Below are 22,375 nucleotides of genomic sequence, written 5' to 3' on the forward strand. Positions count from 1 at the left end.
AAGTGATAAAAGTACAGCTCATAAAAAAGCCCGCCCTGTTTACACAGCGCGGGCTTTTAAAACACTAAAGTAATTAATTAAAACAATGCGTTTGCTTTGTTAACTACATTTTCTACCGTAAAGCCGAAGAACTCAAACAGCTCGTTTGCCGGTGCCGACTCACCAAAGGTGGTCATACCAACTACGGCGCCATTTAGGCCTACGTACTTGTACCAGTAATCAGCAATACCCGCTTCAATCGCTACGCGACGTGAAACGCTTGCTGGTAATACGCTTTCTTTGTACTCAGGCGATTGGTCTTCAAACGCATCAGTACATGGCATAGATACAACACGTACCTTTTTACCCTGCCCACGTAGCTCTTTCGCAGAGTCTTGCGCTAGCTGTACTTCAGAACCCGTTGCAATCAAAATAAGCTCTGGATTGCCGTCACAACTTAAGATGTAACCACCCTTTTTAACGTCGCTTAATTGCTGGGCATCACGAGCTTGCTGCTCTAAGCCTTGACGAGTAAAGATTAATGATGTAGGACCGTCTTTACGTTCAATAGCTTGTTGCCATGCAATTGCTGACTCAACTTGGTCACATGGGCGCCAGTTGTATAGGTTAGGCGTTAAACGCATGCTCGCAATTTGCTCAACTGGTTGGTGAGTAGGACCATCTTCACCTAAACCAATTGAATCGTGCGTGTATACAAAAATGCTTGGTTGCTTCATTAATGCAGCCATACGTACCGCGTTGCGTGCGTATTCCATAAACATTAAGAACGTTGCACCGTAAGGAATAAAGCCTTTATGCAGTGCAATACCGTTCATAATGGCCGACATACCAAACTCACGTACACCGTAGTAAATGTAGTTACCACTTGCATCATCAGCAGTTAAGCCTTTAGAGCCATCCCAAATTGTTAAGTTTGAACCCGCTAAATCGGCAGAGCCACCCATAAATTCAGGTAGTAACGGACCAAACGCGTTTAATGCATTTTGCGACGCTTTACGTGATGCTGGGTTTGCTGGATTTGCTTGCAGCTCTTCAATGTACGCTTGTGATTTTTCAGCCCAGTCAGCTGGTAATTCTGAATGTGTACGGCGTTTGTATTCTGCTGCTAGCTCTGGGTATGCTTTTTCATATGCGGCAAATTTTTCGTCCCAGCTTGCTTCAAGCTGTTGGCCTTTTTCTTTGTTATCCCACTGTGCATAAATATCTTCAGGGATTTCAAATGCATTGCCCGTCCAACCTAAAAACTCGCGAGACGCTTTAATTTCGTCATCACCTAGTGGTGCACCGTGACAATCGTGGCTACCTGATTTATTAGGTGAGCCGTAACCAATAATAGTTTTACAACAAATTAGTGTTGGCTTATCAGTCACGCTTTTAGCTTCTGCAATTGCTGCACTTACTGCATCGCTATCATGGCCATCAACGTCACTAATTACATGCCAGCCGTATGCTTTAAAACGTGCTGGGGTATCATCACTAAACCAACCTTCAACTTCACCGTCGATTGAAATGCCGTTGTCATCCCAAAATGCCACTAATTTGCCTAGGCCTAATGTACCGGCTAGTGAGCATGCTTCATGAGAAATACCTTCCATTAAACAACCATCACCCATAAACGCATACGTGTGGTGATCAACAATGTCATGGCCTTCACGGTTAAACTGCGCTGCTAATGCTTTTTCAGCAATCGCCATACCTACCGCATTTGTGATCCCTTGACCTAATGGGCCCGTAGTGGTCTCAATTCCTGGCGCGTATCCATATTCTGGATGGCCTGGTGTTTTGGAATGCATTTGGCGGAAGTTTTTAATTTCGTCCAGTGGCAAGTCATAACCACTTAAATGCAGTAGAGAATAAATTAGCATTGAACCGTGACCATTTGAGAGTATAAATCGATCTCGGTCAGCCCACTCTGGATTTGTTGGGTTATGTTTTAGATAATCGCGCCATAATACTTCTGCGATATCAGCCATGCCCATAGGGGCTCCAGGGTGACCAGATTTGGCCTTTTGTACTGCGTCCATTGACAAGACGCGAATAGCATTTGCAAGTTCTTTGCGAGATGGCATGAATTCTCCTACCTTTATATGTATTTGCGCGGGTATTTATTTATCCCCATTCTTACTTATTGTAGGGGCTGTGTGCAATTAAAAACCCATAAAAATAGGGCATTATGAATATTTTTTAAGAACCATTTACTATTAGATATTTTATTTAGACGTCTAGGCGTAAAAAAACTATGCAAGTTCATTTGTTTTAGATAAAATACGCGCCTTAATTTTTTAGCGCTAATACCGACGTTTGTGAAGCGCAATATTTGTGAGCATAATTACAATGGCAAAACATTTATTTACTTCTGAATCTGTTTCTGAAGGTCATCCGGATAAAATCGCCGATCAAATTTCTGATGCGGTACTTGATGCTATCCTAGAGCAAGACTCTCATGCCCGTGTAGCGTGTGAAACTTACGTTAAAACCGGTATGGTTATGGTTGGTGGTGAAATCACGACTAGCGCATGGGTTGATATCGAAGAAATTACACGTAAAACAGTACGTGAAATTGGTTACACACATTCAGACATGGGCTTTGATGCCGATTCGTGTGCAATTTTAAACACGATTGGTAAACAGTCTCCTGACATTAACCAAGGTGTTGACCGTACAAGCCCAGAAGAGCAAGGCGCTGGCGACCAAGGTCTAATGTTTGGTTACGCATGTAACGAAACTGAAGTATTAATGCCTGCTCCAATTACTTATTCTCACCGTTTAGTACAACGCCAAGCACAAGTACGTAAAAGCGGCGAGCTTAACTGGTTGCGTCCAGATGCAAAATCACAGGTTACGTTTGCATACGAAAATGGCAAGCCAGTAGGCATTGATGCCGTTGTACTTTCTACTCAGCACAGCGAAGATGTATCGCAAAGTGATTTAGTAGAAGCGGTAATGGAAACGATTATTAAGCCAGTACTTCCTGCTGAGCTGATTACTAGTGCCACTAAATTCTTTATTAACCCAACTGGTCGTTTTGTAATTGGTGGACCAATGGGTGACTGTGGTTTAACTGGTCGTAAAATCATTGTAGATACTTACGGTGGCATGGCTCGTCACGGTGGTGGTGCTTTCTCTGGTAAAGATCCATCAAAAGTTGACCGCTCAGCGGCTTATGCTGCACGTTATGTTGCTAAAAACATTGTTGCTGCTGGCCTTGCTGACAAGTGTGAACTTCAGGTGTCTTATGCTATTGGTGTTGCAGAGCCAACATCTATCAGTGTTGAAACATTTGGCACAGGTAAATTAGAAGAAGCGCGTTTAATCGAACTTATTCGTGAACACTTTGACTTACGCCCTTACGGCCTGATTCAAATGCTTGATCTTGAGCGCCCTATTTATCTTCCAACAGCGGCTTACGGCCACTTTGGCCGTGATGAATTCCCATGGGAACGCACAGATAAAGCAGACGCACTTCGCGCAGCAGCTGGCCTGTAAGCCACCTAGCTAATATTAAAACGGCCCTTTTTAGGGCCGTTTTGCTATGTGTATTAAGTTAGTCATAAAACAGTCTCGAACTGTTTAACATTTTAGGTATATACTCTGCTTATACAATAAAGCGTGTTAGGGATAAAAAATGGCCGACAATTTTCGTGTTATATTTGTAGGACTTGCAGAAGGCGCAGACAGCCAAGCAGTGACCAATGCACTGACAGAAAAACTAAAAACCTCACCTGAAAAGGTGGCGGCATTTTTTAATGGCAAGCCGCTGTTTGCTCCTAGCAACAAAGAGAAAGCCCTTAAGCAAGCTAAGTTACTTTCAACGCTGGGGATCAAAAGCAAACTTCAGCAAACAGCCCCTACACAAGCTACTTCTCAAAAAGCGCACGACAGCCAGCGAGATCAGCGCTTATTTGATGCCTTAGATTACATTACTAGTAGCTTAATTCGTCTTGAAGAGAAACTTGAGGATCTTGAGCAACGTCTCCCCGAGGTTGAGTTATCACTGCCTGATGAAAATGACGAACCATGGCAAGATGACGATTTAATGCTAGATGAGCCACTCTCTACAACACCCAAAAAACGCAGTAACCTTGTTTTATATTCACTGATTGCCACAGTTGTAATATTACTTATTGTGCTTGCTGTGTATTTAATGTTCCCGAACTTATTCTCTTTTTAATTATGGTTTAGTTATTTAATGAGCAATAATCGCGCACAAATAAGACTCGATATTCGTAAAGCACGGAATAATCTATCAAAAAACCAGCAAGAAATAGCGGCCCACTCTCTTAAAGTGAATTTTATTCAATATATAAAAAGCCAAAAAATAGCTAAAAAAAAACATATCGCCATTTATTTAAGCAATGATGGAGAGCTAGATACATCATTGTTAATTAAAGAATTATGGCTCAAAAAACAGCATGTTTACTTACCTATAATTCACCCTTTCAACGGGGCTAATTTACTATTTCAACGATATGAAAAAAACTCACCCATGAGAGCAAACCGCTATGGTATCTTGGAGCCTAAGCTGAACTGCTCTCAAATATGCCCATTGCCAGCGCTTGATTATCTACTTATGCCACTTGTTGCATTTGATAAATTTGGTAATCGCCTTGGAATGGGGGGTGGGTTTTACGATAGAACCTTGGCACGTTTACACGAAGAAAACTGGCAGCAACCACAACTTATTGGCCTAGCACACGAATGCCAACAAGTGGATAAGCTCCCTATTGAATCGTGGGATGTGCCTCTTAAAACTATTATTACACCCAATAAAACCTACTGTTGGTAACAATTAATCTTGTAAACTAACAGTCTATTTTTGACATAAATGAGCACATAGCAATGACACAAGATGAATTAAAAAAAGCAGCTGCATGGGCTGCACTGGAGTTTGTAAAAGAAAACACCATAGTGGGTGTTGGTACAGGCTCAACCGTTAATCATTTTATTGATGCTTTAGGCACAGTAAAAGACACCATTGTTGGTGCAGTATCTAGTTCAGAAGCGTCTACAGCACGTTTAAAAGAACTTGGTATAGAAGTATTTGAGCTAAATGATGTTGATGCTCTGGATGTATACGTTGATGGCGCAGATGAAATTAACGCTCTAAACGAAATGATTAAAGGCGGTGGTGCAGCGCTCACCCGTGAAAAAATAGTAGCGGCAGTGGCTAAACAGTTTGTGTGTATTGTTGATGACACCAAACTAGTCGATACCTTAGGGGATTTCCCGCTGCCAGTTGAAGTTATTCCGATGGCGCGCAGCTATGTTGCCCGCGAATTATTAAAACTTGGCGGTGATCCTGTGTATCGCCAAGGTGTTGTAACCGATAACGGCAACGTTATTTTAGATGTACATAATTTAAAAATTACCCATGCTAAACAGCTTGAAACACAAATAAATCAAATTGTTGGCGTAGTCACCAACGGCCTATTTGCAGAGCGCGGTGCTGATAAAGTGATTATCGGCACAAAAAATGGGCCACAAATTAAATAGGATATGGTTATGAGTAAGGTATCGTTAGCAAAAGACAAAATTAAAATTCTCTTGCTTGAAGGTGTTCATCAAAGCGCTGTTGAAACGCTAAAACGTAACGGTTATAGCAATATCGACTACGTTAAAACATCGCTACCTGAGGACGAGCTTATTGAGCGCATTAAAGATGTGCACTTTGTGGGGCTGCGTTCTCGTACTCATATTAATGAATCGGTATTAAATGCAGCTGAAAAACTGGTTGCTATCGGTTGTTTTTGTATTGGTACCAACCAAGTAGATTTAAACGCAGCACGTGAGCGCGGTATTGCAGTATTTAATGCCCCGTTTTCAAATACTCGCTCTGTAGCTGAGCTTGTACTAGGTGAAATACTGCTTTTATTACGTGGTATTCCACAGCGAAATGCCGCTGCGCACCGTGGTGGCTGGTTAAAAACAGCCAATGGCTCGTTTGAAGCGCGCGGTAAAACCTTAGGTATTATTGGCTACGGTCACATTGGTACTCAGTTGGGCATTATGGCTGAAAATATTGGTATGAACGTGGAGTATTACGACATTGAAGACAAACTGTCTTTAGGTAATGCGACACAAGTACATAACTTAACGCAGCTATTGCAACGCGCTGATATTATTAGCTTGCACGTACCTGAAACACCGCAAACTAAAAACCTGATTGGCACGGCTGAATTGGCGGTAATGAAGCAAGGCTCTATTTTAATTAACGCTTCACGTGGTACTGTCGTTGATATTGACGCCCTAGCAGAAGCGCTAACAGAGAAAAAACTCAGCGGCGCAGCAATTGACGTATTCCCAGTTGAACCTAAATCTAACGATGAAGAATTTATATCGCCACTGCGTGAATTCGACAACGTTATTTTAACGCCGCATATAGGTGGTTCTACTCAAGAAGCACAAGAGAACATTGGTATTGAAGTAGCGGGTAAACTCGCTAAGTACTCAGATAACGGCTCAACTATTACCGCAGTTAACTTCCCTGAAGTATCATTGCCAGAGCTTGCTAATCGCAGCCGCCTGTTACACGTGCATCACAACCGCCCTGGCGTGCTAACGCAAATTAACCAAGCGTTTGCTCAGCACGGTATTAACATTGCCGCACAGTACTTACAAACCGATGAAGCAATTGGTTACGTGGTTATTGATGTAGACACAGATCACTCAGAAGTCGCACTTAAAGAGCTCAGTGCAGTTGAAGGTACAATTAGAGCGCGTATTCTTCACTAAGTAATCAGCTATCAGCTATCAGCTATCAGCTATCAGCTATCAGCTATCAGCTATCAGCTATCAGCTATCAGCTATCAGCTATCAGCTAAAATAATAAAAGCCGTACTTGAATAATCAAGTACGGCTTTTTACATTAAACTGGAAGCTGGCAACTTATTCTATTATTTGCCTTTTACTTCTAAATTTATAAATTTAACCAGCTCTTCGGGTTGCCCTGCTAACATCATTAGCTGCTGATTTACTTCCATCATGGTTTTACCTTCAGGCAGTTTAGCTGAGACACTAAGCGAATTTAGACCTTTAGCAAAGTCAGTTAATGCTTGCGCTATTTCTTCGGTTACCGGCGCTTGCTGTAACTGTTGAGCTAGCATCATTTGCATCTGCTCTAGTGTCATACCTTGTTTGGCTAATTCACTTTCTAGCAAAGTACTTAACTCACCTTGGTTATCGAGCATTACACTCATAGTGCGTGGCTCTAACTTGCTCATTGCTTGCATAATAAGTGTTTGCTGTTGCAACTCTTGCTCATAAGTAAGCGGTGTATCACCTGCTGTTTGCTGAGCTTTGCTTATTTCAAGCGAAGCATCCATAAGCGCTTTAGAATTAGCCAGCCCCATATTCATATCAATGCTGGCAATATCGTTGGCGTGTAGTTTAACAACTATATCGCTGTTACCTGATTGCTCATCGTAATCTAATGATGAGTGTAAATCATAGCTGGCCGAGGCAAGTTGTGCATTAGTATCTGCAGGCAGTGTAGCGACAAAGCTTTTATCAAATTGGAAGTTCTTCAGTGTAAAAGCAGTATGAGGCGATATTTTATCGGTTTCGTAACCTGTCACTTCCACATGCTCAACCGTGGCAATATTTTCACCCTCAGGGCTGGTCACTTCTATATTACTAATGGCAACACTATTTGAAATAACACTCGCCGATAGTTCTGCATAGTTAAAGCTGGCACCTGTTTGTTCGCTAACCAAAGCCAACTGCTTATCAACCTCAGCGCGTACCTCTTGGGTTGCTACATAGTTTGCATAGCTTACGCCACCCACACCTGCAGCAATAATCGCGGCTGCAATCACTAATTTTTTCATGTTATTTCCTTATTAAACTCTTTATATAAGTGGCTTTAAGCAAGACTAACATTGAGAACATAAGTCGTTAAGCACTTTTTGTTTGCTAATTAATTAAACTAAGTAGCTCGTGCACGGTTTTAACCGGCGTTATTTTGGCACCCAGCCCTTCCATTGATTTATGGTAGTTACGAAATGGGATAAATATTTCAGTAAACCCATGTTGCGCCGCTTCTTTAACACGGGGCACACCACTGTCGATTGGGCGTACATCACCATTTAAACTTAACTCCCCCATAATACAGGTGGTTCGAGGTACAACAAATTCGTTTAAACTACTCAAAAGTGCAGTAACCAGCGCTAAGTCAATGCAGGTTTCTGACTCATCAATTTTTAGGCCACCGACAATATTAAAAAATGTATCGTGGAATATTTTGGTTTTAGTGTGCTTACGTAAAATACCGGTAAGCATTTTAATCCGGTTCATATTTAAACCAACACACACTCGCTGTGGAAACTCAGCCTCTGTTTCGGTGGTTAAACACTGAATTTCGAGTAGTAAATTACGATTTCCCTTACGAATACAGGTGATCGTCGATCCCGGTGATTCAGTGGTTGAACCGGATAAGAAAATTTCACTGGGGTTATCCACACTGAGCATACCGCGTTCACACATTTTAAAAATGCCCACAGTATCTATATCACCAAAGCGATTTTTATTAGCACGCAGCGTACGCACTTGACCATCGTTAGTATCAATATGTAACAGTGCATCAACAATATGCACTAATGTTTGCGGGCCAGCTATTTCATTATTTTTATTTACGTGAGCAATAATGAACATAGTGACATCGTTTTGCTTACAATATTGGGTTAGCGCTTGAGCGGCACTTTTTACTTGCGAGGGTGAGCCAGGGCTACCATTAGCGGTGTCGGTGACAACGGCTTGAATAGAGTCGATAACGGCAAACTTAATTTTGTTTTTATCCAGCTCTTCAATAATGGTTTCAACACTGGTTTCTGACAGTAAATAGAGTTCATCTTCGTTGTAATTTAGTTTTAACCGATTAACCCTGTTTTTAAACTGCGATAGAGACTCCTCCGCAGTACAGTAAAGTGATGGCATACGCTGAGACATTCTTGCCACCAAATCAGATAGTAGTGTTGTTTTACCCGCCCCCGGATCGCCAGAAATAATATTAACCGAGCCGGTGGTTACACCGCCGCTTAGTACGCGGTCAAGTTCGCCAATTTCAGTAAGCTGTTTTTCTGCCTCTGAGGTTGCTACTTCATTAATTTTTTTAGAGCCACCGCCAATACCACCGGCGTAGCCACCGACACTTGCACGAGCTGCTACTTTTTTGCTTTGCCCTGCAGAAGGTTTAAACTCTGCTAATGTGTTCCACGCACCGCAGCGACACTGACCTTGCCAGCGTTGATAGTTCATGCCACATTCTGTACAAACAAACTCTACTTTTGCCGCTTTAGCCATTTAAAACCTTACCTACTATTCTTTATTTTGAAATATTGACTGTTAAGCGCTTATTTTGCCATTGCTGGCTTTACCTTAGCAACAACGCCTTGTGGAATAGCGCATTTAGTATCACACTCACACTATACTGATGTAGTTTCATTCAACCTGCTTTAGGGCATGCTTCTTGCTTTAAAAAGCTAATAAAAACATGCCAATTAATTGGCTCATAACGAATAACAATAAACACAAAGTATAGTTATGCATAATATCGTGGTCGCATTTAACTACTTTTCGATATTAGATTTATTTAATTCTCTAATAAATGATTGCAACAGTATACCTACTTTTAAATTAGACGGTGATGATTTATAAATGGCTGAAGACGTATTGCTCAAGCATGAAGCGCTTGTAAATGAATTAAAACAGTATTTGGGAAATGCTAAGTTTGATCTCATTTTCAAGTCAAAAACCGCCGAGTTAAGCAAACCCGAGCAGTTTTTAATAAAAATGGAAATGTCGCGTTTATCTCAGCCGATAGACCGCTTTATTGATCTGCGAGGCTCAGTAACAGGCCAAGTAAAACCTTATGAGCATAACGGTAAACAACACTTTATGGATGACACCGCCATTGAAGTATTCGAAGCAGCAATAAAACAACATAAAGGCTACACCCTTGCCGTGTACGAAGCGGTGATGAATACCGAAAATAATTATCGTGTATTACAGCAAAAATCAACGACCACCCCAGCTAAAATAATTGAACCATTACCCGAACTACCCACCGATGTAATTAAGTTTGCGGCTTATGAAAGTCGTCGCGAAGAGCGAATGAATTACTCAATTAAAATTACTATTGAGTACGATGAGCAAACAAAAATTGAAGCAAGTACTTCTGATATTTCACTCAGTGGCTGTAAAATTAAGTTGGCATTCCGCTATAACTTAAAAAAAGGTCAGCTTATTGTTATGCACTTAGTTGGCCTTGAACAAGATTTTGAGCTTGGGTTAAAAAATGGGATTGAATACGAAGTGGTTGCGATAGAAAACACCTCGGATGAATTTAATCATATTCGCTTAAAACGCACATTTAAAGAAAACAACACCGCGTTTGACCATTTTTTAGAAAGCTTTATCCATGGCAATAAACGCCGCTACAAAGTGAACTTAGATAACACCCTCGATGCAGTTATTTCTAAAGGCTACGAGCAATATTACATTCCTAGGGTCAATTCGCTATACGTTTTTATAAGTCAAAAAAACGGTGTTTATTATCCAAGCTTAAGTTTAACTACAGAAAACAGCCTGTTTATTCAGCGTTACTTTACCGATGAGCGCAAAGTATCTTGCCTATACAGTGTGTTAAACCATAAGCGTATTCGTAACTTGGCACTAAAACCTGTTGCTGTAAAAGAGGAATATTTATATACCTTTACCCATGTCTCTGCAGGAAAAATTTACTACTATTCAGCCACTCGTTCAGAGCTTGAGCAACATGCACAATTAAAAGCGTTATTTTTTGGTTTTGGTAGCCGAAGAGACAGTTGGCGCTGCTTTAAATTACAATTGATGCCAAGCCATACTGAAGATGCTTATATTCCTTTATCTTTACCTAACTCTTTGGGTAAAGATATTGAGAAACTTAATAAACCGCCTTCACCACGTGTTGAAGGCGCCATAAAAGACGTAAAATATTTAATGCTACTTACTCAAGTAGGTAATAAGCATGAACAACAGCATTATCAACAGTATGAATTTGATAAAGCCTTGGCCAATAAATTGAAATTATTTGGCCACAGTAAGCATGCATCACCGCCGGAGCTAAATACCGTGCCGTTAGAGTACGTGAACCTTCGATCTAATAAGCGTTACCTTTATAAAACCAGCGTCGTTATTAACACCCGTGACTCAGTACTGCATGGCCATACTCGGGACTTTTCAGTCTTTGGTTTGCAACTAGAGTGCAATCAAGAAGTAAACTTTAAAAAAGGCGATATCGTGTCGCTGTCATTCCCCGATTTACAAAAAATCACCAAAAGTTATTCATTAAGTCTTATTCAATATGAAGTAATGGCGGTAAGTAAATCGTTAACCACGATTAATTTAAAAGCACACGTAGAGAAAAAGTCGCCTCATACTGGGGTCGATTTTTTTACTCTTTTAATTGACAGCAATAAACAAAAATTAAAAGTTGCTGAAGAGTCACCTAAAGTACCTGGGCTTTCTACAGCACTTAGAAATATGGTAACCAAAACACTTTGCCAGTTCCCAATATATTTACATAAATCAATGGCTCACTTTGAAATTGGCGCCATGGGATTTGGTTTATATCCAAGCCCTCTGCATGTTATTTTACAAAATTTTTTACTGCTAAATACTAAAACAGACTTATCAAATATTATTACTAAAGCGCACATTGCTGATGTGATCACCCCGAATATTAAAGAGCGCTCTCGCCAAGACTCGCCATTAGAATTTAGTTTGGTGATTAACTTCGATCCTAAAAAAGAAAATATAGCTGATGCAATTACCAGTCAGTGTATTTTAGGCACCGACTGCAGCGAGTTTAAACAGCAAGTAAGTAAAGGGCTGAAGTCTGAGCTGGTTTTTATAATGCGTTTATATATTTCACGTACTGGTCGACTCGATACTGACTACTTAGCAAATGAGCTAAAATACGTTAGCCAATACGCAATTCACAAGGCTAAAGACTTAGAGGATGCCTTGTGGTCAGTATCGGGAGTTGGCGATATTATTGATGTAAGTGACGAAGCCCTTGTGCATTTATCGCTCAACCAACAACAGGTTGAGCAAATGTCTAGGCGAAAACTAATTTGGTTAAACCGTTTACGTTAACCCTGTGATGGATTTAGCGGAACTGCCAACATATACAGCAATTGTAATAACGAGCCTTGGCAAATAGCCGCTTGGGCTTGTTCAACTACTTTAGGTTTGCCATGCACAGCAACGCCTAATCCTGCTTGAGCCATCATTTTTAAATCATTTGCGCCATCACCAATGGCAACTGTTTGCGTTTTTTCAAGGCCTAGTTTTTGTTGAAGCGATTCTAAAATAACCGCTTTTTGCTCAGCATCAACAATGCCTCCTAACACTTTACCTGTTAGTTTATCGTCTTTAAATTCCAGCACATTGGCATGCACTTCATCTAAATTAATTAACTCTTGTACACGCTCTGCAAACGGCACAAACCCGCCTGATGCAATGGCTAAATACCATTGGTGGTGCTTTAAAATTTGGCACAATGCTTTAATACCCGGCATTAAAGGCAGTGCACTTTTTAGATCATCAATTAAGCACTTTTCAATGCCTTCAAGCTTGGCAACGCGTTGGTTTAAACTCTCATTAAAATCAAGCTTACCTGCCATTGCCTGCGCGGTCACACTGGCAACCTCGTCATATACATTGGCTAAACGCGCAATTTCATCAATGCACTCAATAGTAATGGCTGTTGAATCCATATCCATTACCAATAATCCTGGTTTTTTTAAATCAGGGGGATTGGTTACTTGCACTAACTGACACGTCAAGGTATTTGCAAAAGTTTGAAGTTCAAGTGGGTTTATTGCCTGCTCTGTATTTTCTATATAAAAACATAATGCCGGAGATAACCCTAAATCTGGCTGGTATTGGCACATTGCTGTCACATTTTGCTGATGAGTGGCAAAAAATTCAATCATGCTATTAATATGCGCCATACTAAAATCGCCTGCAAATGCGATACTAAAAAGCCCTCGCTCTCTGCTTGGAATTGTATTTAAAGGTGCAAATACGCCCTTTTGATAGCTGAACCATTTATTTAGGGTAAGTTGTGATAATGGTTGCTCAGCGCTGTGCTGTGCCATGTTCGCATCCGACATGGGATCTCCGTTTATATTTCCTGACATTTAGCGCATTGATGATAAGGATATAAGATACAAAATTCGCCATCAGGGTGGATTTAAGGTTATAGTGTAGTTGTAACATCAAATCAAAATGCTGTCAGCAGCATATACGGTGACTATGAAAAATAACCATCTTAAAAATCCACTTACAGCCTCGCAAAAAAAGCGTTTAGTCCGTTTGCTATTGGCCGCTGGCTGCTTTGTATTATTAAGCTGGGTGGGTATAAATAGTAGCTTTCAAAGTCATCAACTGCTTTACGATAATGCCAATAGCGCAGCTAAATCTCTCACTCAGTTTATGGCACTGAATGCTAAAAATCCGCTGATAGAAAAAAACAAGCAGCAACTGACCACCTTATGCAACAATATCAGTAAAGATGAATTTGTACTCTCGGCCACTATTTATGACAAACAAGGTGTGGTACTTGCGAGCAGCGATAATTGGCAATCGCATCATGTGTATGGCTTATTACCTGACTCATCGCCGGGTATTAGTAAGTTAAAAACGCCTTTTGTTGAGCAAGTTATTTCAGACGACAACCGCCCTATTGGCTTTGTATCTATTACCTATTTAACCCGTGCTGCAGTATCGGCAAGCCATAATCATTTTCATGATTTAGGTCGCCAAGTGCTACTTATGTTAGTGATTGCCTGTATTTTTACTTGGCAATTAGGCCGAGGATTAAAGCGCTGGCAGGTAAATCGCTATATACAAAAAACCTCTGAGCATGAATCATAAAGCTGCATAGCTAATTGATGTTTATCGATATTTGGCTTTAAAGCATAGAGCGCATTAAACACCTTAGGAATATGCAGTGGGGTATTTATCTCCCCTTGATAACCACTTAGTGGCATTGAAGGTGAGTCAGTTTCAAGTACTAAATGCTGTGGCTCAAGCTTTGCTACAACAGCACGTGTTTTAGCTGCACGCTCGTAAGTTATAACCCCACCGACTCCAAGTTTAAAACCCTGCTTTATATAATAGTGTGCTTGTTGAATTGAGCCTGAAAAAGCATGGAGCACACCGCCGTTTTTTGGCCTACAACGCTTAAACGACTGCGCAATTAAATCATGGCTTTGCCTGTGATGAACAATTAGCGGTAAATCAAGCTCATTAGCAAGCGCTATTTGCTGCTCAAACAAAAAGGTTTGTTTTTCAAGATTTTCGATACTGCGATCGAGCCCGCACTCACCAATAGCCACCAGCTGTGTTTTATTTACTTTAGCAAAATTAAATAATGACTCTAAATGTGATTGTTGGTGTTGCGCTAAAAAATAAGGATGCAGCCCTGCCGCTATGCTGACTTGTGGGTAGGTTGCTTTAAACTCTAGTAGGTTTTGAGATTGCGCCAAGCTAATACCTGGCACAATAAATTGGCTAACGCCCTTTGCTACACAGGCATTAATAAGTGATTCGCGGTTTGCATCAAACTCACTAAAATCAAGATGGCAATGCGAGTCTATAAACTTCAAAAAACTAGCCCACTACGGATTTAAGCGCGTTATTTGCCAGCTATTATCGGCCTGACGCTGATACATAAAGCGATCATGTAGACGATGAGCTCCGCCTTGCCAAAACTCGATTTTTTGCGGCACAACACAATATCCCCCCCAAAAATCAGGGAGTGGTATTTCACCTTTGGCAAACTTGTTTTTCATATTGGCAAAGGTTTCCATTAACACTTTGCGCGACGACACCGGGCGGCTTTGTTGCGACGCCCAAGCGGCTAATTGACTTTCTTTTGGACGTGATAAAAAGTACTTAGCCACGGCTGACGTTGGAAGCGGCTGCGCCTCACCATACACAATCACTTGGCGCTCCATGTGGTGCCATGGAAAGTGCAAGGAAATTTTATTATTGCCTTTAAGCTCTTGTGCTTTTCGTGAACCGGTATTAGTAAAAAACACAAAACCGTTATCATCTAAATGCTTTAGCAGCACAATACGCTGTGAAGGCTGACCGGTGTCATCAACCGTAGCGACCACCATTGCTGTAGGGTCGGGCAAATTACTGGCAACAGCATGCTCAAGCCAGGTTTCAAACTGCTTAAACGGATCATCAAGCAAGTTGTCTTCACTGAGCGCATCTTGCAGGTATTCACGACGAATATCTTCGAGTTTCATATCAAATCCTTCTAAAGAGCTATCAGCTATCAGCTATCAGCTATCAGCTATCAGCTATCAGCTATCAGCTATCAGCTATCAGCTATCAGCTATCAGCTATCAGCTATCAGCTATCAGCTATCAGCTATCAGCTATCAGCTATCAGCTATCAGCTATCAGCTATCAGCTATCAGCTATCAGCTATCAGCTATCAGCTATCAGCTATCAGCTATCAGCTATCAGCTATCAGCTATCAGCTACAAAATTGGTGAACATACCGAACAGTGTCAATATAAATCTAACACCTAAACCTAAAATTATCTGTAAGTCTAGGAGTGCTAGCAAGGCGGTAAAACTATTTATGCATAGGAGCATACGGTTTGTATGTGACTTAGGCTAAATAGTTTTACCAACGCAGCTAAAGCGAACTACACAACTCAGATATCTGCAAGTGTAGAAGCGCTGACAAGGCGAAGTGCTTTTTTATGCCAAGGAGCATACGTTTTTGTATGTGACTTAGGCTAAAAAAGCACGACAACGCAGTCAAAGCGAACTACACGCAGCAGACGTTCACCTAAGTAGTTTAGTCTAAGATAAGGCGGACACTCGACTTATCCCTATGAGCATACGTAGTTGTATGTGATTAGGGTCAGTCGAGTGGACAACGCAGTATTAGATTAAAATACGACGGTGATTACATTTGCTCCATGACTTCAATGCCTAACAGATCCAAGCCCGTTTTCAGCGTATCTGCCACTAAATTACACAACACTAAACGGCTATCACGAACACTTGGCTCTACGCCCTCTTTAAGTACTGGACAAGCTTCATAGAATGTCATGTATAAACTAGCTAGTTCGTATAAATAACCACATAATACGTGCGGTGTGGCTTCATTGATCATCAGATCAAGAACTTCTTCTAACTGCAATAATTTAAGCGCGAGGGTTTTCTCTTGCGGCTCAATAATACTTACATTGGCTTTTAAGCTTGCAGCATCAACGCCAGATTTACGGAAAATGCTGCGAACACGCGTATAAGCATATTGTAAGTAAGGGGCTGTTGCGCCTTCAAAGCTTAGCATGCTGTCCCAGTTGAAGATGTAATCGCTGGTACGATGCTTAGAAAGGTCAGCATATTTAACTGCGCCAATACCCACTTTACGTGCAATTTCACTGCGGTCTTCGTCAGATAAATCTGATTCACGCTCAGCGAGTTTGGCTGCTGCGCGAGTGATTGACTCTTCAAGTAAATCAGCTAATTTTACCGTGCCGCCTGTACGGGTTTTAAATGGTTTGCCATCAGCGCCCATCATGGTGCCAAATGGGCAAAACTCGTAACTGGTTTCATCACGTAACAAACCGGCTTTACGCGCAGTAAGCTCCACTTGATTAAAGTGAAGGCTCTGGCGCGCATCAACAAATATTAAAATACGCTCAGCGCCTAGTTTGTTTGAACGGTAATCACATGCGGCTAAATCTGTGGTTGCATATAAGAAGCCGCCACCTGATTTTTGCACGATAAACGCTGAAGGTTCACCGTCTTTATTTGCCAGCTCATCTAAAAATACCACTTGTGCGCCTTGCGACTCTACTGCAATATTTTTATCTTTTAATAAGCTAATAATATCGTTAAGTTCACTGTTATAAGCACTTTCAGCCATAATGTCGTCAGGTGTCAGTGTTACATTTAAACGCTTGTATACTTCTTCAGAATGCTTCACTGAAGTGGCAATAAATAGTTTCCACAGTTTTTCACAATGTGCGTCGCCACCTTGCAGTTTAACTACGTAGTTACGCGCTTTATCGGCAAAGCCTTCTTCGTCGTCAAAACGCTTTTTCGCATCGCGGTAAAAGGTTTCTAAATCAGCAAGCGCAACAGTATCTAAATCAACACCTTGGTTAATTTGATCTTCTAAATGCGCAATTAGCATACCAAACTGTGTGCCCCAATCACCCATGTGATTTTGACGAACAACGGTATCGCCTCTAAATTCAAGCGCACGTACTACGGCATCACCAATAATAGTTGAGCGTAAGTGACCTACGTGCATTTCTTTTGCAAGGTTAGGCGATGAGTAATCAACCACTACTTTTTGTGGTTTGGCGTGCTCATTTACGGCAAGTTTTGCGTGGTTATTAGCAGCTTGTACGCTTTGAGCTAAAAACTCCGGCTTTAAGTGAATATTAATAAAACCAGGGCCAGCAATCTCCGTTTTTTCGGCAATGTCGCTTACATCTAACTGATCAATAATTTTTTGCGCCAATTCACGCGGGTTACTTTTCATTTTTTTAGCTGCGCCCATCGCGCCATTAATTTGGTAATCACCAAACTGTGGGCGAGTGCTTTGGGTAACCGCTGGGTTAGTATCTTCTGGTAGGCCTGCGGCGGTCATAGCGGCAATGGCTTTTTCTACTAAAATAGTACGAATATTCATAATATTATTTACCTTTATAAGCCCGCCAAAGCAGGCTTTGTGTTAATGCTAGAGGCTAAGTGCTAGTTTTCACGCGTGTGATTAAATGTCACTTCAGGGTAACGCTCTGTCGACAAGTTAAGATTTACACGACTCGGCGCGATGTAAGTTAAATTATCGCCACCATCAAGTGCTAAGTTGCTTTCGCACTTACGTTTAAATTCTTCAAACTTTTTAACATCATCACAGCTAACCCAACGGGCTGTATTTACATTCACGCTTTCGTAAATTGCATCAACGTTATATTCAGCTTTTAAACGCGCTACCACCACGTCAAACTGCAATACACCTACCGCACCTACAATTAAGTCATTATTAATTAATGGTCTGAATACTTGTACTGCGCCCTCTTCTGAAAGCTGTACCAGTCCTTTTAATAGCTGTTTTTGTTTTAATGGATCGCGCAGACGAATACGGCGGAATAATTCAGGGGCGAAGTTTGGAATACCGCTGAACTTAATTTTTTCGCCTTGGGTAAAGGTATCACCAATTTGAATCGTACCGTGGTTATGTAAACCAATAATATCACCAGCGTAAGCATCAGCTGCACGCTCACGATCGCCCGCCATAAAGGTTACCGCATCAGAAATACTCACTTGTTTACCTATACGCACATGATTCATTTTCATGCCTTGGCTGTATTTACCCGACACAATACGCATAAAGGCAATACGGTCACGGTGTTTTGGATCCATGTTGGCCTGAATTTTAAATACAAACCCAGTGAAGTTTTCTTCTGTGGCTACAACTTGGCGGTCTTCTGTTTCACGAGGTAAAGGCGTTGGCGCCCATTCAGTCAGTCCATCTAGAACATGATCTACACCAAAGTTACCAAGTGCAGTACCAAAGTATACAGGCGATAACTCACCCGCTAAGAACAGATCTAAATCAAACTCGTGTGATGCACCAATAACCAGCTCTAACTCGTCACGTAACTGGGCTGCAAGCTCATCACCAATCGCTTGGTCAAGCTCTGGGTTATCAAGTCCTTTAATGCTACGCACTTCTTGAATAGTATGACCTTGGCCTGTTTTGTATAAAATAGTTTCTTCGTTATGGATATGGTAAACACCTTTAAATTCTTTACCACAGCCAATTGGCCACGTAATAGGTGCACAAGCAATATTTAGCTCTGTTTCTACTTCGTCGAGTAGTTCCATTGGGTCGCGAATATCACGGTCACATTTATTCATAAAGGTAACAATCGGCGTGGTGCGCAGGCGTGTTACTTCCATTAACTTACGGGTACGTTCTTCTACACCTTTGGCGGCATCTATCACCATTAAACACGAATCTACCGCGGTTAATGTACGGTAAGTATCTTCAGAGAAGTCTTCGTGTCCTGGAGTATCAAGTAAATTAACTAACGCATTGTTATATGGAAATTGCATTACTGAGGTAGTCACAGAAATACCACGCTCTTTTTCCATTTCCATCCAATCAGACTTAGCATGCTGATTAGAGCCACGCCCTTTTACTGTTCCGGCTTTTTGAATTGCTTGTCCGAATAACAATACTTTTTCTGTGATAGTGGTTTTACCCGCATCCGGATGCGAGATGATCGCAAAGGTACGGCGTTTATTAATTTCGCTAAGGAGATTTTGGTCTGCCATTAAAAAGGTTCTTTTAGTTGATATACGGATGTATTTGTATTTTAGTATGCTGAGCTTTCAAGGCTAAAAACAAGCTAACCTAGAAAGCTCAACATACCCCAACAAGAACCCAAATTAGCTCTTGTGACGCTATCCGTTAAGTTAATCGTAATTGAAGACTATTTTCGCTGATCTTGGCTTTATAAACAATCAATGGTTGGTTATTAACGGATCTTTTTTAAGTTTGGTGTTTTCAGCGATTATTAACAATAACGCTATAAATTGCCCACTAACTTAACACCAAGCTTGAGTAATGGTTCTGTAAATCATATTATTGTTCGATTACATGGAGGATTTGATGTTGGGTAATGAAAACCAGTAAGCTAAGTATTCGATTATTATGGTATATAACTCCACTGGTTATACTGCCGTTGTTATTTTTAGGTGGGTTTACGCTCACTAATGTAACTAACTCTACGCAAAAACAAGCTGACTTGATCATGAGTCGCTTTGTAGAGCAACAACAGCAAAAAGTATTCAACTATATAGACTCTTTTCATGCAACGGCTAAGTTACTCTCTGCCTCACCGGTACTAAGTGACTTTTTAGCTAAAGATTTATTTGAAGACGCCAGCTATACCTATCGCCTTGGCGCGTTAATGGATGTATTTGCCAGTTACAGTGAAGCCTACCCTGATATCATTAGTATTAATTTAGTCTCAAAAACCGGTGAAAGTGATGCCTATTACTCCAGTAATTTAACTGTCGCGCCAAAGTCTTATCCGTTTTTTGACCAAGTCATACAAAGCAATTTAAGCCAGCAGCAGTTTATGGTGCAAAAAGAAGATGGCACCACCAACTTATATTTTGTGCAACGCATATACAGCGTTGACTACTATTTAAAACGCCCACAACAACTTGGTTTTATTGTCCTTAAGGTCGAACCTTCGATTTTAAACACCAGTATTTTAGAAGCCCCTTATAACAACACCTTAAATTTACTACTCGCCAATGATGGTAAAATTTTATTTAGCTCTGATTACAAAATGCGTGGCCACTATGTTAGTGAGTATGAACTCAATAAAATTAATGACCTAGCTGATATTGGCAGCTTATCAACCATTGAGCTTTCGAGCGTTGATAAAATAGAACGACTAATTTTTGCAGCCCAAATGAGTGGCGGCTACTATTATGTGTCGACCATTCCTAAAGCGGTACTGTATCAATCAGGTAAAGCAATTAGTGTCATCACAGGGCTAATTGTAATTATTTCTGTGATCACCCTACCGATCTTAATTTTTATTGTGGTGCGCAATTTACTGCTTAACCCAATTGAATTACTAGGTGAAGCAAGTCATCGCGTTGGTGATGGCGACCTCTCAGTCACACTGCCTGCTTATACAACCGATGAGGTAGGCATACTGTTTAACGACTTTAATCACATGATTAACCAAATTAAGCACTATCAAGAGCAGCTAGAAGAATATAAGCATCACTTAGAAGACAAAGTAGAGAGCCGTACTAAGGCACTTGAATCAATGAATAGTAAGCTTGAAACAGCCATCGCTCAAGCAGAGCAAGCAAACCAGCTTAAGAGCCGTTTTTTAGCCAATATGAGTCATGAAATTCGCACTCCGCTCACTGCTATTATGGGTTTTACCGAGCAACTACTGCATAGCGATAAGAAAACAAACGATAAACATCATTTAGGCACTATTCTTCGTAATTCAAAACATTTATTAGAGCTTATTAATAACATCCTCGATTTATCAAAAATTGAAGCCGAAAAACTCGCTGTTGAGCAAACGCCATTAAATGTTGTGCAGCTTATTCATGATGTTGAATCAATCATTAAACCTTTAGCACAAGAGAAACAGCTTTCATTTACAATTAATTATTCACTACCTTTGCCGCATACGATAAATAGTGACGTTACTCGTTTAAAACAAATCCTGATTAATATTGCTAGTAATGCAGTTAAATTCACTGAACAAGGCCAAGTAACAATTACGGCAAAGTTTCAAGCACCAAAAATTCTTACATTTATAGTTGAAGACACCGGTATAGGCATGTCGGCAAACCAAATAAGTCGATTATTTACGCCATTTGAACAAGCTGATGCCACAACCACACGCCGATTTGGTGGTACAGGATTAGGGCTATGTATTTCAAAAAATTTGGCTCAACTGCTCGGTGGCGATGTCAGCGTAACCAGTGAAGTGGGTGTGGGTAGTTGCTTTACTATCGATATAGATTGCCATTTAGGTAATGGGCTTAGTAGTAACCTTTTTTTGACTGAACACTCTCAGCTATCACCCGAAAAAGACCCGCAACTTTCTTTTGCAACCAATAACTTTGATGCGCATATTTTAGTGGCAGAAGATAACCCCGATAATCAGTTGCTGATAAAATTACTCCTTCAAACATGGGGGTTAGAGCCTGATATAGCAAATAATGGCGCACAAGCAGTAGAAATGGCACTAGTGAACGACTATCAGCTTATAATCATGGATATGCAAATGCCGGTTATGGGCGGCTTAGAAGCAACTAAAATGCTCAGAGATGCCGCCTACGATGGCCCAATTATCGCCCTGACCGCTAATGTCATGAACCATGATATTGATACTTACCTTGAAGCAGGCTGTAACAAAGCGCTTGGTAAACCCATTGATAAAGACGCACTAGAAAATGTATTAGTCAGCTATTTACACCTTGAACGCGATAATCAAAATAAGTGGGATAGCTTATTAAAAAGTGAGAAATTTCAGCAAATAAATGCTAATTATTTGGCAAGTTTACCTGATTACTTAAAGCAGATAAAAACCCTTTATAACAACCAAGATTGCGAAACACTACGCGCACTTGCCCACAGTATTAAGGGCAGTGCTGGTTGCTTTAACTTTGATGATATTTACCATAGCGCATCAGCGCTTGAGCAAAGTTTAAAAGGCAATGATATGACTCAAAGAGAAAAACGCGTTGTAGAACTCATTACAGCAATAGAACAAGCCATCGCTAATAAGTAA

16 protein-coding genes are annotated in these 22,375 nt (G+C 40.8%); 8 read left to right on the plus strand and 8 right to left on the minus strand.

Annotated elements, in window-relative coordinates:
- Positions 1 to 77: 77 nt before the first annotated feature.
- Positions 78 to 2,069, minus strand: a complete 1,992-nt coding sequence (tkt, locus tag ND6B_RS14800) for a transketolase (protein WP_033102827.1) — start codon at positions 2,067 to 2,069, stop codon at positions 78 to 80.
- Between the two features lie 265 nt (positions 2,070 to 2,334).
- On the opposite strand from tkt, the gene metK reads away from it, so the two are divergent.
- From metK to serA, 5 genes are all read left to right on the plus strand, one after another.
- The gene (gene metK / locus ND6B_RS14795; RefSeq protein ID WP_010387726.1) at positions 2,335 to 3,486 is read left to right on the plus strand and encodes a methionine adenosyltransferase; all 1,152 of its coding nucleotides are present in this window, start codon (positions 2,335 to 2,337) and stop codon (positions 3,484 to 3,486) included.
- 139 nt (positions 3,487 to 3,625) lie between these two features.
- Positions 3,626 to 4,171, plus strand: coding sequence for a hypothetical protein (locus tag ND6B_RS14790; protein WP_013465688.1), 546 nt, complete (start codon positions 3,626 to 3,628; stop codon positions 4,169 to 4,171).
- Positions 4,172 to 4,189: 18 nt separating this feature from the next.
- A complete protein-coding gene (locus ND6B_RS14785; RefSeq protein ID WP_033102828.1) occupies positions 4,190 to 4,786 on the plus strand; it encodes a 5-formyltetrahydrofolate cyclo-ligase in 597 nt (198 codons plus the stop codon).
- A gap of 53 nt (positions 4,787 to 4,839) precedes the next feature.
- Positions 4,840 to 5,493, plus strand: coding sequence for a ribose-5-phosphate isomerase RpiA (rpiA, locus tag ND6B_RS14780; RefSeq protein WP_013465690.1), 654 nt, complete (start codon positions 4,840 to 4,842; stop codon positions 5,491 to 5,493).
- A gap of 9 nt (positions 5,494 to 5,502) precedes the next feature.
- Positions 5,503 to 6,732, plus strand: a complete 1,230-nt coding sequence (gene serA / locus ND6B_RS14775) for a phosphoglycerate dehydrogenase (protein ID WP_028833921.1) — start codon at positions 5,503 to 5,505, stop codon at positions 6,730 to 6,732.
- A gap of 161 nt (positions 6,733 to 6,893) precedes the next feature.
- Here serA and ND6B_RS14770 read toward each other — a convergent pair whose 3' ends face one another.
- Both ND6B_RS14770 and radA read right to left on the minus strand, forming a co-directional pair.
- Positions 6,894 to 7,826, minus strand: a complete 933-nt coding sequence (locus ND6B_RS14770; protein ID WP_033102829.1) for a hypothetical protein — start codon at positions 7,824 to 7,826, stop codon at positions 6,894 to 6,896.
- 85 nt (positions 7,827 to 7,911) lie between these two features.
- Entirely contained in the window at positions 7,912 to 9,297 is a 1,386-nt protein-coding gene (radA, locus tag ND6B_RS14765) for a DNA repair protein RadA (protein ID WP_013465693.1), read from the minus strand.
- 354 nt (positions 9,298 to 9,651) lie between these two features.
- Here radA and ND6B_RS14760 point away from each other — a divergent pair, with 354 nt between their 5' ends.
- Positions 9,652 to 12,132: a PilZ domain-containing protein gene (locus tag ND6B_RS14760; protein ID WP_033102830.1), complete on the plus strand. Its 2,481-nt coding sequence runs from the start codon at positions 9,652 to 9,654 to the stop codon at positions 12,130 to 12,132.
- Here the strand turns inward: ND6B_RS14760 and serB are convergent.
- On the minus strand, positions 12,129 to 13,154 hold the full coding sequence (gene serB, locus ND6B_RS14755) for a phosphoserine phosphatase SerB (protein WP_033102831.1): 1,026 nt from the start codon (positions 13,152 to 13,154) through the stop codon (positions 12,129 to 12,131). The two genes, ND6B_RS14760 and serB, sit on opposite strands and share 4 nt — an antisense overlap.
- Before the next feature lie 142 nt (positions 13,155 to 13,296).
- On the opposite strand from serB, the gene ND6B_RS14750 reads away from it, so the two are divergent.
- A complete protein-coding gene (locus tag ND6B_RS14750; protein WP_013465696.1) occupies positions 13,297 to 13,917 on the plus strand; it encodes an AhpA/YtjB family protein in 621 nt (206 codons plus the stop codon).
- Here ND6B_RS14750 and ND6B_RS14745 read toward each other — a convergent pair.
- From ND6B_RS14745 to prfC, 4 genes are all read right to left on the minus strand, one after another.
- A complete protein-coding gene (locus tag ND6B_RS14745) occupies positions 13,884 to 14,651 on the minus strand; it encodes a TatD family hydrolase (protein WP_033102832.1) in 768 nt (255 codons plus the stop codon). The genes ND6B_RS14750 and ND6B_RS14745 overlap by 34 nt on opposite strands.
- Positions 14,652 to 14,663: 12 nt before the next feature.
- A complete protein-coding gene (gene pdxH / locus ND6B_RS14740; protein ID WP_024602100.1) occupies positions 14,664 to 15,302 on the minus strand; it encodes a pyridoxamine 5'-phosphate oxidase in 639 nt (212 codons plus the stop codon).
- A gap of 673 nt (positions 15,303 to 15,975) precedes the next feature.
- Positions 15,976 to 17,718, minus strand: coding sequence for an arginine--tRNA ligase (gene argS, locus ND6B_RS14735; protein ID WP_033102833.1), 1,743 nt, complete (start codon positions 17,716 to 17,718; stop codon positions 15,976 to 15,978).
- Positions 17,719 to 17,780: 62 nt separating this feature from the next.
- Entirely contained in the window at positions 17,781 to 19,370 is a 1,590-nt protein-coding gene (gene prfC, locus ND6B_RS14730; protein ID WP_028833913.1) for a peptide chain release factor 3, read from the minus strand.
- A gap of 347 nt (positions 19,371 to 19,717) precedes the next feature.
- On the opposite strand from prfC, the gene ND6B_RS14725 reads away from it, so the two are divergent.
- Positions 19,718 to 22,375 (plus strand): ATP-binding protein, encoded by a 2,658-nt coding sequence (locus ND6B_RS14725; protein WP_033102834.1) that lies wholly within the window; start codon positions 19,718 to 19,720, stop codon positions 22,373 to 22,375.

The sequence above is a fragment of the Pseudoalteromonas sp. ND6B genome, assembly GCF_000764215.1.
GTDB lineage: Bacteria > Pseudomonadota > Gammaproteobacteria > Enterobacterales > Alteromonadaceae > Pseudoalteromonas > Pseudoalteromonas tetraodonis.